This window comes from Mesoaciditoga sp. (assembly GCF_054006115.1).
The window spans coordinates 92,219-104,954 of record NZ_JBPNHS010000022.1 but is presented as its reverse complement, the minus strand read 5'-3'; the positions used below and the strand labels follow the sequence as shown (position 1 = coordinate 104,954).

General features: G+C 37.7%; 12 protein-coding genes. 1 reads left to right on the top strand and 11 read right to left on the bottom strand.

The window, feature by feature from the left end:
- Nucleotides 1-21 precede the first annotated feature (21 nt).
- The 10 genes from ACXJIN_RS04415 to ACXJIN_RS04370 all read right to left on the bottom strand — a co-directional run bounded on the left by ACXJIN_RS04415 (nt 22) and on the right by ACXJIN_RS04370 (nt 10,621).
- Nucleotides 22-1,050 carry a peptidylprolyl isomerase gene (locus ACXJIN_RS04415; protein ID WP_456399794.1) on the bottom strand — a complete coding sequence of 343 codons (1,029 nt, stop codon included), beginning with the start codon at nt 1,048-1,050 and terminating at the stop codon, nt 22-24.
- 5 nt (nt 1,051-1,055) lie between these two features.
- Entirely contained in the window at nt 1,056-1,811 is a 756-nt protein-coding gene (mazG, locus tag ACXJIN_RS04410; RefSeq protein WP_456399793.1) for a nucleoside triphosphate pyrophosphohydrolase, read from the bottom strand.
- 9 nt (nt 1,812-1,820) lie between these two features.
- Nucleotides 1,821-2,456 (bottom strand): TIGR00153 family protein, encoded by a 636-nt coding sequence (locus ACXJIN_RS04405; RefSeq protein ID WP_456399792.1) that lies wholly within the window; start codon nt 2,454-2,456, stop codon nt 1,821-1,823.
- Between the two features lie 3 nt (nt 2,457-2,459).
- The gene (locus ACXJIN_RS04400; protein WP_456399791.1) at nt 2,460-3,338 is read right to left on the bottom strand and encodes an inorganic phosphate transporter; all 879 of its coding nucleotides are present in this window, start codon (nt 3,336-3,338) and stop codon (nt 2,460-2,462) included.
- 59 nt (nt 3,339-3,397) lie between these two features.
- A complete protein-coding gene (locus tag ACXJIN_RS04395; RefSeq protein WP_456399790.1) occupies nt 3,398-4,072 on the bottom strand; it encodes an IspD/TarI family cytidylyltransferase in 675 nt (224 codons plus the stop codon).
- Complete coding sequence (locus tag ACXJIN_RS04390; RefSeq protein ID WP_456399789.1) at nt 4,069-5,028, bottom strand: PIN domain-containing protein; 960 nt, start codon at nt 5,026-5,028, stop codon at nt 4,069-4,071. The genes ACXJIN_RS04395 and ACXJIN_RS04390 overlap by 4 nt, the downstream gene beginning before the upstream one ends.
- Nucleotides 5,029-5,089: 61 nt before the next feature.
- A complete protein-coding gene (gene disA / locus ACXJIN_RS04385) occupies nt 5,090-6,154 on the bottom strand; it encodes a DNA integrity scanning diadenylate cyclase DisA (RefSeq protein ID WP_456399788.1) in 1,065 nt (354 codons plus the stop codon).
- Between the two features lies 1 nt (nt 6,155).
- Nucleotides 6,156-7,478 carry a DNA repair protein RadA gene (gene radA, locus ACXJIN_RS04380; RefSeq protein ID WP_456399787.1) on the bottom strand — a complete coding sequence of 441 codons (1,323 nt, stop codon included), beginning with the start codon at nt 7,476-7,478 and terminating at the stop codon, nt 6,156-6,158.
- A complete protein-coding gene (locus ACXJIN_RS04375; RefSeq protein WP_456399786.1) occupies nt 7,459-9,957 on the bottom strand; it encodes an ATP-dependent Clp protease ATP-binding subunit in 2,499 nt (832 codons plus the stop codon). The genes radA and ACXJIN_RS04375 overlap by 20 nt, the downstream gene beginning before the upstream one ends.
- A gap of 13 nt (nt 9,958-9,970) precedes the next feature.
- On the bottom strand, nt 9,971-10,621 hold the full coding sequence (locus ACXJIN_RS04370) for a CPBP family intramembrane glutamic endopeptidase (protein ID WP_456399785.1): 651 nt from the start codon (nt 10,619-10,621) through the stop codon (nt 9,971-9,973).
- 81 nt (nt 10,622-10,702) lie between these two features.
- Between ACXJIN_RS04370 and ACXJIN_RS04365 the strand changes: the two genes are divergently transcribed.
- The gene (locus ACXJIN_RS04365) at nt 10,703-11,536 is read left to right on the top strand and encodes a glycosyltransferase (RefSeq protein ID WP_456399784.1); all 834 of its coding nucleotides are present in this window, start codon (nt 10,703-10,705) and stop codon (nt 11,534-11,536) included.
- Here ACXJIN_RS04365 and ACXJIN_RS04360 read toward each other — a convergent pair whose 3' ends face one another.
- Nucleotides 11,537-12,727 (bottom strand): glycosyltransferase family 2 protein, encoded by a 1,191-nt coding sequence (locus ACXJIN_RS04360; RefSeq protein WP_456399782.1) that lies wholly within the window; start codon nt 12,725-12,727, stop codon nt 11,537-11,539.
- Nucleotides 12,728-12,736: the final 9 nt, after the last annotated feature.

Sequence of the window (12,736 nt, the reverse complement as noted above, 5' to 3'; positions counted from 1 at the left end):
TCTCACTTCTTTCTTTTTTCTTTAAATAAACATTTTTATAGTGCTTTCTTTTTTGAATTTATCAAAAATATTTTTCATCCAATCATTCCATATTTTTTGCTGCTTTTGGGAAAGCAGTTCGTTTTTTATTTGACTTGACATTTCGTCCAGACTTTTCACAGAAGCGTCTTTTTTCCCTATAACTTTGAACAATTCCCAGCCGTACGATGTCTTAACCGGACCCACTATACCACCTATTTTGGTTTTGAAAAGTTGTGCTTCAAATGAGGGCATTTGAGATGTTTCGGGTATCCATCCTAAATCTCCATTTTTGTCTTTTGTTTGAACGTCCAAAGAGTACTTTGAAGCCGCGGATTCAAATGTGATCGCACCTGATTTTATTTCATTTAGCACCTTATTTGCCGTGGCCTCAGAGTTCAACATTATGTGTTCAACGTTTATCTGCTTTGGAGTTTTAAACATATCCAAATTTGCCTTGTAGTATTGTTTCACTTCATTTTCGCTTACCGTGGCGGATGACGTCACAACTTTTTTCAAAGCGTTAACGGTGAGGGTAAACTTCATTGTGAATATAGAATTCTTTTCAAACTTTTCAACACTTCCATAACCTTGAGATTTCAAATATTGTGAAAATTGATCCATGGTTATGTTGTATGATTTAAGCATCTGATCTATCTGTTCTTTTATCTTTTGAAGAGCCTGTGCATCTGTGAACTTAATTCCGTAATCTTTCTCTGCTAATTGTTCCATAAGAACGCTGTCTATCAAATCTCTTAGCACAGTTTCGTTGTAAGCTTTGAGAAATTCTGCTCCCGCTTTGGATGAAACCATTACTTGATACATCTTTGGGTTTGCCTTTTCTATGGCTTTTAACGTTTCGGGAACGTTTGCCGCTATCTGCAAAGTTTCAGCGTATATTGGCTCACCATTTACCAAAGCAACCATCTGATTGGTCGCGTTAGTTGACACTGTCGTTGGTGTGGCAGACGTTGCAAAGATTGCCACAACAAACACACTCACAATAAACGAAAGAATTAGAAACTTTTTCAAATTACTCACTCCTCTCCTTTGGCTTTTTGCCAGAATTTTTCCATTATTTCAACGGGTTGAGATTTGAAATCAACACCTTCTTTTTCTGAAAGTTCGTACATCTTTTCAAACCTGTCTATGAACTTTTCATTTGCCTTTCTGACCGCGACTTCTGGATCGATGTTCAAATGTCTTGCAAGATTTACCACGGCAAAGAGCAAATCACCAAGCTCTTCTTCCACTTCTTCGCGCGTTTTTGCTTCTTTGAGCTCTTGAAATTCTTCTTCTACTTTATCGAAAACAGGTTCGGGGGTTTTCCAATCAAAACCGTAAGCGGCCGCGTTTTCTTGAATGCGTCTTGCCATAGAAAGCCCTGGTAAAGCGGGATTAAGATTTCCAAGCTTTTTCTTTTTTTCTTTCTTTTCGGAGGCCTTTATTTCTTCCCATCTTTCGTAGGAATAACCTTTCACGTTTCCAAAAACATGGGGATGCCTTCGAATTAGCTTTTCGTTCAAGGTTTTAGCTACATCGTAGATATCGAATTCTCCTTCTTCTTCAGATATAATGGCATGGAATATCACTTGAAGCAAAACATCACCAAGCTCTTCTTTCAATTTCTGAGGATCTTTTGAATCTATGGCTTCCACAGCTTCAAAAGCCTCTTCTATCATGTAAGGCTTTAGGCTTTCATGGGTTTGTGCCGCATCCCATTCGCATCCACCTGGAGCACGCAGAAATTTCATCGTCTTTAAGAGTTCTTCTATATCTTTTATATCGGACATAAAACGCTATCACGCACTCGTTTTCAAAAGTATTATTTCTATTCTATCGGAAGCGTCTTCGGATCTATCTGCTATATCCCCAACCTGGAAGGCCAATTCCCTCAATTGCATTTTAAAAGCCAATTCTACGTCCATACCGAATATCTTTCTTACCAATTCTCTTTCAACGTGATCTCCTTGATTTTCGAATTTTTCAACTTCTAAAACCAATTCTTTTGTTTTTTCGATGTCTTCAAAGAGATTTTCACATGCTTTATGGAGAGCATCATATGTTTTCATGGATATTTCGAACTCTTTTTTGTAATCTTCTATCAATTCCGCTGGAATTTCCAAATTTTGTAGGTAAATTAGATCGGAAACGAATTCTGCCTTGTTGGATATTTTATCTATTGTTTCTATTAAACCTAGCATATCTCCTCTCGATTGAGCTAGAAAAGCTCCACTGTACATTAGAGTTTCCGCATTCCTTCTAATTGAATCTGCTTCCGTTTCTAAATGCCTAACTTCTGAAGCCACATCGCTTATTTCATCCGCAGAAACTTCGAATAATTTGTAGGTGGCTTCCAATGTCTCCTTTACTTTCAGGAGGTGCTTGAAGAACAAATCCAACACTTCGTTTTCTTTTTTACCGAAGAGTAACGACATAACTCACCTCCATACTTTTAACAAGATCTCGTATATTATAACAGCAAGAGCTCCAGTTGCAAAGGGAGTTATTGTCCAACCAGAAATTACTTTTATCAGTGTTTTACCATTTATCATCTTGGTTCCCTTAACAAGTCCAACGCCTATGACTGCCCCCACGACGGCTTGAGCGCTTGAAGTTGGAATTCCGATTAGAGAATAACCAAGCAAGGCTGTCGATTCTGCAACAAGTGCCACAGCTGAGCCTAATGGATCTAAGTTTGTTATATCTTTTCCAACGGCGTAAATAACTTTTTTGCTTGCTGTGAAAGTTCCAAGAGCCATCGCAAGCCCTCCGAAGATAAGTGCCTGTGGCACGGTCAACATTCCCTTACTTGTAAATTGACCGCTTACAATCGCAAGGTTGTTTGCTCCAAGCGAATACGCGGCATAAATTCCAGCAGAAAGGGATAAAAGCCTGACGAAGCTGCCACGCCTTCTCACTGATTTCATATTCTGGTAAAATGAGGCTATTAGTTTAAAGAGCAAAAATGAAAGCAATATGGCGCCAAAGGGAGTGAGTGCCCAGAATATTATCAATTTTATAACCAATAGCCAGTTTACATTAGCCTCAACTATGCCTATTCCAACAACGGCACCTATAACTCCCTGTGTTATAGAAGTTGGAATAGAAAATGACGTCATGATCAATGTAACGATCGCTGCGCTCAAAGAAGCACTCACAGCTGATAACACCGAAAGATGGGTGATGGTTGAAACTGTTCCAACACCCATATTTCCACCTAATAATGCTCCCAAAAGAATAAATGCGGAAGCCAAAATGGTAGCTATGCGGTATTTTATAACTCCAGATACAACTGGAGGGCCAAAAACGGTTGACATGTTATTGAAACCAAGCGTCCAACCCAAAAACAAAACGGGTATTATTATTGCAAGAAATGTCAGAACTCTTTCCTCCCTTGGTTACGTTTTAAGAAAAAAGTGACTAACGCTATGTCTTCCTTTGTTGTGATTTTAACGTTTTCCTTACTTCCCATAACACCTATGACATCTATTCCATTTTTTTCAAAAACTGCAGCATCATCGTAGAAATACTCATTTTCATGCTCTTGATAAAGCTCTTTCAATTCTCCGGCAATGCAACCTTGTGGCGTTTGTATTCTGAAAACTTTGCTTCGATCTATGGAGTATAGTTTACCATATTTTTTTATCCTTAAAGCATCTTCACTTGGAATAACTGGCACCACACATGCGTGAGGTACTATTTTGTTTTTTACTCTGTTGATTAAATCAACACTTACCAAAGGACGTGCGCCGTCATGGATTAAAATTTTTTCATTATCTTCAATTACTTTTAAAGCGTTCATCACAGAATCTTGTCTTCTATTTCCACCAACGACAAAGGAAAAAAATTCCTCTTTTGGAAGGAATTTTTCAAAGAGAGGTTTTTCTTCTATTTTTACAACCAAGATGATTTTTTTTACGCCACACGAAAGGAATTTTTCCACCGAGTGCATGAAGATCGGTTTTCCATCCAATATTTGAAGCGTTTTGTTATCTTTTCCCTGTGAAAAGCGTGTAGAAGATCCCGCGCATAGAATTATGGCAGTTGTCATTTTGGATTTATTCTCCCGAATAAGAGCTTTCCAGCATTTGTTCTAAGAATATTTGTTATGACTATTTCATGGTTTGTACCAACGAAGTTTCCACCGTCTTCCACAACTATCATCGTTCCATCTTCTGTAAATCCTATTCCCTGTTCTTTGTTTTTTCCTCTTCGAATTATTTGAATCATAACTTTTTGGCCTGGAAGCAAAGTGGGTTTGAGTATTTCGGAAAGATGATTTAAATTCAGCACCTTTACACCTTGCAATTGAGCCATCTTCGTGAGGTTGTAATCCAAAGTTACTATTTGTCCGCTGAACTTTCTTGCAAGATTTACTATTTCTTCATCTACTTTTCCTTCTTCGTAAGTTATGGTATCGTCTATTTTAAAGTTTATGTCCGGGATCTTTTTTATCTTTTCAACTATTTCAAATCCTTTGCGTCCTTTCTCCTTCTTTTCATTGTCAGAGCTATCTGCGAGTTTTTGTAATTCTATTAGAACGAATTGGGGTACAATAACGGTACCATTGAAGAGCCCTATGTCAAAAAGGTCTAAAATTTTGTCTTCTAAAAGCGCCGATGTATCAAATATAAAACTTCCTCTATTTTTGAACTTCTCTTTGCTTAATATCTTTTCTAAATTCACCCTTTTAGATATTTCAACAGCACTTAAAAGTGCCATAAAAATCACAGAGAGTTTTACGGCTGAAATCGTTATGATGTTTTTGCTCCATAAATGGTCGGTAAGGAATAAACCCGTTGCGGAAAAAACGGTAAAAGATCCCAAACCCACGGAAAAACTTATTGGTTCTATTTTTCTACCTTTTAAGTCTTTGAACAAAAAGTAAAGTGCGACACCTACAGATGCTCCTATAACGCCTCCTGGCAGCATTCCCATTCCCGGGTGCAATGTGTATCCAACGTAAAGACCAAGGAAAGTTGGTATTAAAGCCAACGCCCATTCCATGATTATTCCCCCCAAATAATAATTTTACGCGAATAATTGATGCGCTTAACGTCGTTATAATTCATTTCAAATTCGCTCTATGCTTTAGAGAAGAGATGCCAGTGATGATCGATTGAGCACGCTTTTCGCCTATTCCTTCAACTTTGACAAGTTCATCGAAGGATGCGTTTAAAATGCCCGAGAGATTTCTAAAGCGCTTTATCACGTTTTTTGCAACGCTCATGGGTATTCTTGGAATATTTCTAAGTAATCGATAGCCACGAGGTTGGATTTCCAATTCGAACAGTTGAGCTTCCTGAAGTTCATAGCCGAGAGTTTTTGCGATAAAATTGGAATCGCCTTTGTAACCCATCAATTTTGTAAAGACATCACCCGGTTCATGTTCCTCGCCTATTGCTTCATCAGATGCGTAATCCATTATCAGCAATTTTATGATATTTTCCACATCGTAAAGCAATTCATTCAAATGCACTTTTGCAAGTGTTCCTGCTTCTCCAAGTTCGGCAAGATAGAAATTCAATTCTTTGGAAATTTGAAGAATTGCAATTCCCCTTTCTATAACTTCAACCACGTCAAATAACGTAACCCGTCCTTCTATTTCCTGAATGTCTATATCAGAAATCCCCTTATCAAAATTACTTCTGTACCTCTCAATAGCACGAAGGCCTTGATTCATTTGCATAACAACGAATGAGACGTCATTTAACATGTGTTTCCATGTTCCACGATAGAGAGTTATAACTTTTCTTCTTTGAGAAATACACAAAACGAATTTGTCGGTTTGCCTGGCAATCCTTTCAGCAGTTTTGTGCCGCGTTCCAGTTTCATCGCTAGGTATGGTACTATCTGGTACCAAATGAGAGTTTGCGTACCAAATAGTTTTAAGATCTTCAGATATAACTATGGCGCCGTCCATCTTTGCAAGTTCGTATAGTTTGTTAGCGGTAAATGGACAGTTAAGTTCAAAGCCTGGTTGAATGATTCCGTTTTTCACGTATTCAGATGGATTCTGCACGAAAAATATTATGGCACCGTTGTCTGCTCGCATTATATCGTCAATGGCATTTCTCAGAGCCGTTCCAGGTGAAACCAATGTCAGCATATTCAATATTTCGTCGTAATCCATTTCATTCATCCTCCATCAGAGCCTTTGCTATGGCTTCCTTTATCGTTCTAACACCCATAATTCCTTTTTCTTTTGAAAGGTAAGAAGATATAATTCTTTTTATTCCCATTCTTCTCGCTTCTGAAATTCGCATTTTCATTTGTTGTACGGGTCTTACCCTTCCGTCAAGTCCAACTTCTCCAATAAAAACGGTTTTTACCGGAAAGCTCATCTTTTTTGCAGAAGAATAGAGCGCAGCGATTACCGCCAAATCGATGGCCGGATCTGTGATTTTCAATCCTCCTAAAATGTTTAGATAAAGATCGTTATTTTCTAAATGAACTCCCAGATAATTTGATGTTAAAGCCGAAAGCATGAAAAGCCTTGAATTTTCTATTCCTCGAGCAATTCTTATTGAATTTGAGCGCCTGTTAAAAGTTGTTAAACTTTGAACATTTACCAACAACGAACGAGAACCTTCCACTACCACTGATAAAGCGTTGCCAGGTTCTTCAGAGTCCATGTCGGCAAATATTTTAGATGGATCTGGAATTTCTACCATTCCTCGTGAGCTCATTTCGTAAACTGCTATTTCGTCCGTGGGCCCAAAACGATTTTTTGTAGATCTCAAAATTCTTCTTCCAGATCTCGCTTCTCCTTCCAGGTAAAGCACCGTGTCTACCATATGTTCAAGCACCATAGGTCCTGCTATGTTTCCGATCTTAGTTATATGACCTATCATGAAAACTGACGTATCGGTTTTTTTTGCGTATTCTACAAGTTTTGCCGTGCATTCTCTCATTTGGGATAGACTTCCGGTTAACGCGTTCATGCCAGATATGTGAAGAGTTTGGATAGAATCGAAAATAACGGCGACCGGCTTTCCCTTTATAGAGGAAAGAATACCATCAACTTCGACGCTGGAAGAAAGAAAAAGTGTATCTTTTTCAACACCAAGCCTTTTCACGCGCGACAACACTTGCGAAATAGACTCTTCTCCGCTCACATAGTAAACATTTCCATTTTCTGCGAGTTCGGAAGCGTATTGCAACAACAATGTAGACTTTCCAATCCCCGGACCACCCGCAAGCAAAATCACGCTTCCCTTTGTTAATCCACCACCTAAAACTCTATCCATCTCTCGCATCCTCGTTTTTACGCGTTCTGTTTTTAAAACGCTTTCTTTTGAAGATGCGAATTCTATTGAAGAAGGGGCGTTTTTAACGGCCCCTTCTACTTCTACTGCGGTGTTCCATTCTCCACATTGGGGACATCTTCCAAACCATTTTGCCGAAGTGTATCCGCAATTAGAGCAAACGTAAACTTTATCCTTTTCCCGCTTCACTTAAAATTACCTTTTTGTTTTTTGATTTTCGTTTTCTAAAGACTATTCTTCCTCTATTTACACTTACCACAATGGTATCTCCTAAAGAAAACTTGTTCGCCAATAACTCTTCTGAGAGGGGATCTTCTATATCCCTTTGAATTTCCCGCTTTAAAGGCCTCGCACCGTATATTGGGTCGAATCCTTTTGAGATGATGTATTCCTTCGCTTTTCTGTTTAAAGTGATCCTCATTCCACGTTCTTCAATACGTTTTTTCACATCTTTCATGAGAATGTCTATTATCTTTTCGATATCCTTTTTCTTGAGCGGATGGAAAACTATAACTTCATCGAGTCGGTTTAAAAATTCAGGTCTAAACGTTCTTTTTACTTCTTCCATCACTATGGACTTCATAGAAGAGTAGGAAGCTTCTTCGCTATTTTCTTCAACGAAACCCAAAGCGTGCTTTGTCTTATTTATTATTTCTCCACCCAAATTCGAAGTCATTATTATTATGGTATTTCTAAAATCAACGGTATGCCCTTGTGAATCGGTTAAGCGCCCTTCGTCTAATATCTGCAACAGGATGTTGAAAACGTCTGGGTGGGCTTTTTCTATTTCGTCAAGCAAAACCACTGAAAAAGGCTTTCGCCTTATTTTTTCTGTCAAAGTTCCTCCTTCTTCGTAACCCACGTAGCCTGGAGGGGCTCCAACAAGTCTCGAAACGGCAAATCTTTCCATGTATTCGGACATATCAATCCTTATAAGAGAATTTTCGTCTCCAAAGAGATATTCAGCCAACGCTTTGGCCAACTCTGTTTTTCCCACTCCGGTTGGACCTAAAAACATGAATGAACCCGTTGGTTTTCTTGGATCTTTTAATCCAGCTCTTGCCCTTCTTATAGCTTGTGATATCGCCCGAATGGCTTCTTCCTGAGAAACAACTCGTTTGTGAAGTTCTTTTTCCAGACTTAACAACTTTTGACTTTCGCTCTTTTCGATCTTCGTCAAAGGTATGCCTGTCCAGTTTGAAACTATTTGCGATACATCTTCAGTTCCGATATGTATTATTTCCGTTTCATGCGCTTTTTTCCACCTATTGTAAGCGGCGTTCAATCTTTGTTGAAGCTCCCTTTCTCTTAATCTGATTTCCGCAGCCTGATCGTAATCCTGGCGAGCAACAGCAAGCTCTTTCTCTTCTTGCGCATTCTTTATCTCAATTTCTATCCTCTTTATCTCATCCGGAATGATCATATTTTGCAGGCGTGCCCTCGCACCAGCTTCGTCTATAACGTCAATGGCTTTATCTGGTAAATAATGATCACTTATGTAGCGCTGAGAGAGTTTAACTGCGAATTCTAAAGCTTCATCGCTGTATTTGACTCCATGGTGAACTTCGTACTTGGATTTTAAACCCCTTAATATTTCCAGTGCTTGTTCTGCTGTGGGTTCGCTAACGTACACCTTTTGAAATCTTCGTTCCAGAGCCCCATCTTTTTCTATGTATTGCCGATATTCATCTGGTGTGGTGGAACCTATTATTTGAATTTCACCACGTGCCAAGGGTGGCTTCAAGATGTTGGCCGCGTCGACTGCCCCTTCGGCAGCCCCCGCTCCGACTATTGTGTGCACCTCATCTATGAAGAGTATTATATTTTTGTCATCTTTAACCGTATTTATGACTTTTTTCAATCTCTTTTCAAATTCGCCTCTGTACTTTGTTCCAGCAATAAGTGCGGCAACATCCAGAGAAAAGATGATCTTTCCTTTAAGCAATTCCGGCACATCTCCAGATGCTATCTTTTGAGCCAGTCCTTCCACAATGGCAGTTTTTCCAACTCCAGGTTCACCAATAAGAACGGGATTGTTCTTCTTTCTTCTGGATAAAATTTGCATTATCCTCTCTATTTCTTTTTCACGACCAATAACAGGATCTAATTTTCCATTTCTCGCTTCTTCTGTGAGATCAACGCCAAGATTCTCAAGAGTTTTCACACTTCTTGAAACATCTTTAGAAGAGTCTTTAACGAATCTATCACTTTCTTCGTCTTCTTCTCTTGGTATGATCCCCATCTCTTCTATGAGTTCTCTTCTCATTTCACTCAAATCAATACCGAATTTTCTCAAAATATGGGCTGCCACTCCTTCACCTTCACGCAATATGGCAAGAAGGATGTGCTCCGTTGAAATGTAATTTTGCTTTAGCATTTGAGCTTCTTCATAAGCCAATTCTATGATCTTTCTTGCTCGTGGAGTCATTTGGGGGGAGGAAAAGCTTTCCCTCGGAATGCCAGAACCAACTATGGTTATTATTTCCTTTCTCAATGAAGGATAATCTAAACCGCTTTCGCGGAGAATGTTGTAGGCCTCTCCGTTGGCGGATTTCATTATTCCCAAGAGCAAATGTTCGGTTCCAACGTACGAATGTCCTAAAGCGCGAGCTTCATCTTGCGCATTCACGAAAACTTGAGCTGCCCGTTTTGAAAATTTGTTGAACATATTACCACCTCTTTCAGACCCTTGACGTGTAAAAATACATAATCGACAGATAAAGCAAATTCACCATAACGTGGATTGTGGCTGGAACCGTCAAGGTCTTCTTTCTATAGTATAACAAATTTAAGAGTATTCCAAGCACAAACATTTTCATCCAATCCTCTAATGGATGTACCACCGCAAATGCCGTAGACACCATAACCATTGAAAATTCAGGGGAAAATTTCCGTTCCAGATAGTTGTATATCGCACCTCTAAAGAGCACTTCCTCTGCAACTGGAAAAAACAACCCTAAAGCTAAGACCATCAGAAAAGGATTTGTGTTCAACGAAAAATAAGGACGCAGTATGTTAGCGCTCCAGATCTTTGATGTTAGAAAAGCCATCAAAAGGTATACACCAAAAACGATTGGAAATATTATTATAGCCCATAACAGGTCATTTCCAAATGTTTTCATTCTAAACCATGTACCTATTCCGAAGCCTTTCTTTTTCAACAAAATGTGAAAACACCAGATTATGTAGATGGAAAATGAAATCAAAATCACCGCAGCTATTTCAGAAGAGGGTATAACCTTTTTCATGAGATAAAAAGCTGCTAAAAATGGAAAAGAAAGCACCATTAATTTTATAAAATCTTCAAAATCAACATTTGGATTCTCGCTCATCTTTGCTAATTATACACTTTTTTTGTTCTCAATGCTATAATTCAAACCGCTTACATGAAATTATTGAATTGGGAGGAAATTGTGAAAAAATATCTAATAACTACAGCATGTAATGAAAAATACGAAGATTTCTTGCTTAATCATTGGTACAAATCGTTAAAAGAAAACGTGAATTTATCTGAAACGGACGTTTTAATAATAGATTGGGGTCTAAGTGATAACATTAAGAAAAAATTTGATGGAGCCTTGATTTTTGAAAGCAAACACAAAGATGAAGGATTCATAAATACTTTAAGATTTATGGATCTACATGATTTTTTAATAGACAATCCACAATACGAACAAGTTATCCTGTGTGATAGTGGGGACATAATATTTCAATCGGATATATCTCATCTTTTCACATTAAAACCATCAATGGTACGTGGGGTAACCGAAAAAATATCTCCAAACATGGAAATACTCATAACAAACCGTAAAGTGAAAAACGCCGATAAGATTGTCAATTTTCTTAAAGGAAAAAATCTTATAAATGCAGGTTTCGTTGTTTACCCTTCCAACACATTTATCCAAATCGTGAAAAAAATGTTCGATCTTGTATTGGATAAAAAGGCGTGGGGAGTGGATATGATATTGTCCAATTATTTCATTTATAAGAGTGGTTTTTACGAAATAGATTCAAAATACAATTTCATACCAACAACTTCTAAAAGAAAGTTCTACATAAAAAATTCCACATTTTATCTGGCAAACGGAGAAATCATTCCTGTCGTTCATAATGCTGGAAATAAGGATTTCTTCCGTTCTGTTCGAAATTTTGGTTATGGTCCTGGCCACAATAAAACAAAAAAAGTAGTTATGAGTGTTTTAAGAGCTTTTTATGAGACTTTAAGCTTCTTAAGGAAAAAGCGCTAATCATTCACGCTTCGTTTTTTCAAAATTTCCACTTTCCAAATAGCGTGGATTACTGAATATAGCTCTGTTGTACACGTAAACGTTATAGAGTGTTGAGAAAAATAATTCTAACGAAAATGCCAAAAAGCCTAGTATTGCCCCTTTAATTTTTTTAAAGGACAGCGCCATACCGAGGATAATTCCAAATAAAATTGCCAACACACCGTAGGTTATTAAAGAAAGATAAGTCTTAGGAAATAAAAATGAAAAAATTATCATAAATAGCGCGAAGTACTGAATCAAAACTCCCATTGAAAGTGATCTTATTCTTTCAAGAACACCATTTTTCGTCCATTTGAGCATTTGAGATAATTTAACCGAGAATTTTTCAGGGGCCAATTCCATCACTGAAGCAGAATATATCCTTTTCCCTTTCTTTTTGTGTTGCGTAATCCAATTTCCAATGTAAGTATCATCGCTCAAGCAAACATCATCGTATTTAAAAGTCTTGAAACTTTCTTTGTGAATCAAGTGGCCTGATCCTGGAAATATGCTTCCTCCAAATAGACTTGCCACTTCATTCATCAAAGACATGAAAAGTTCATTTACATCCGCAGAGTAGTAAGATATCTTTTCCTTTTCTATATTTCTTCTTTGAGCTGACACGTAATCGAGTTTTTCTTTTTCCATCGTTAAAATTAAAAAATTCAAATCATCCAGCGATATCAAGCTGTCACTATCACAGATGAAAACAAAATCACTTTTTTCATCTTTAAGGGCAATTTCAAATCCTTCACCTTTTGGATGTAAAACCCTTCCGGATCTTATAAGCCTTCTAATTTCAACATTTTCAAAATCTTTCGAAGCTTTCACTAAATATTCGTACGTTCCATCGGTAGAATTATCATCAAATATCAGAGTACGAAAATTAGAAGGGAACTTGCTGTAATGTCCTACAAATCTTTTTGCCGATGTGATGTCGTTTTTTATGACTGTAAAGATCAGAAGGTTTTTTGATGATGAAAGAAAAGAAGAGGCCTTTTCATCTTTTTCTTTCTTTATTTTAGTAACGAAAATAATGTAAGAAAACAAGGCGGAAAAGAAAAATAAAAGCGGTATTAACCACTCCAAAAAGAGTGATCTTCCAAAGAAAAAAAAGATACCAAAAGCCCCAATTTCAGAAGTTAACAATAAAATCCTTTTTAATATCATTTCGCTTCC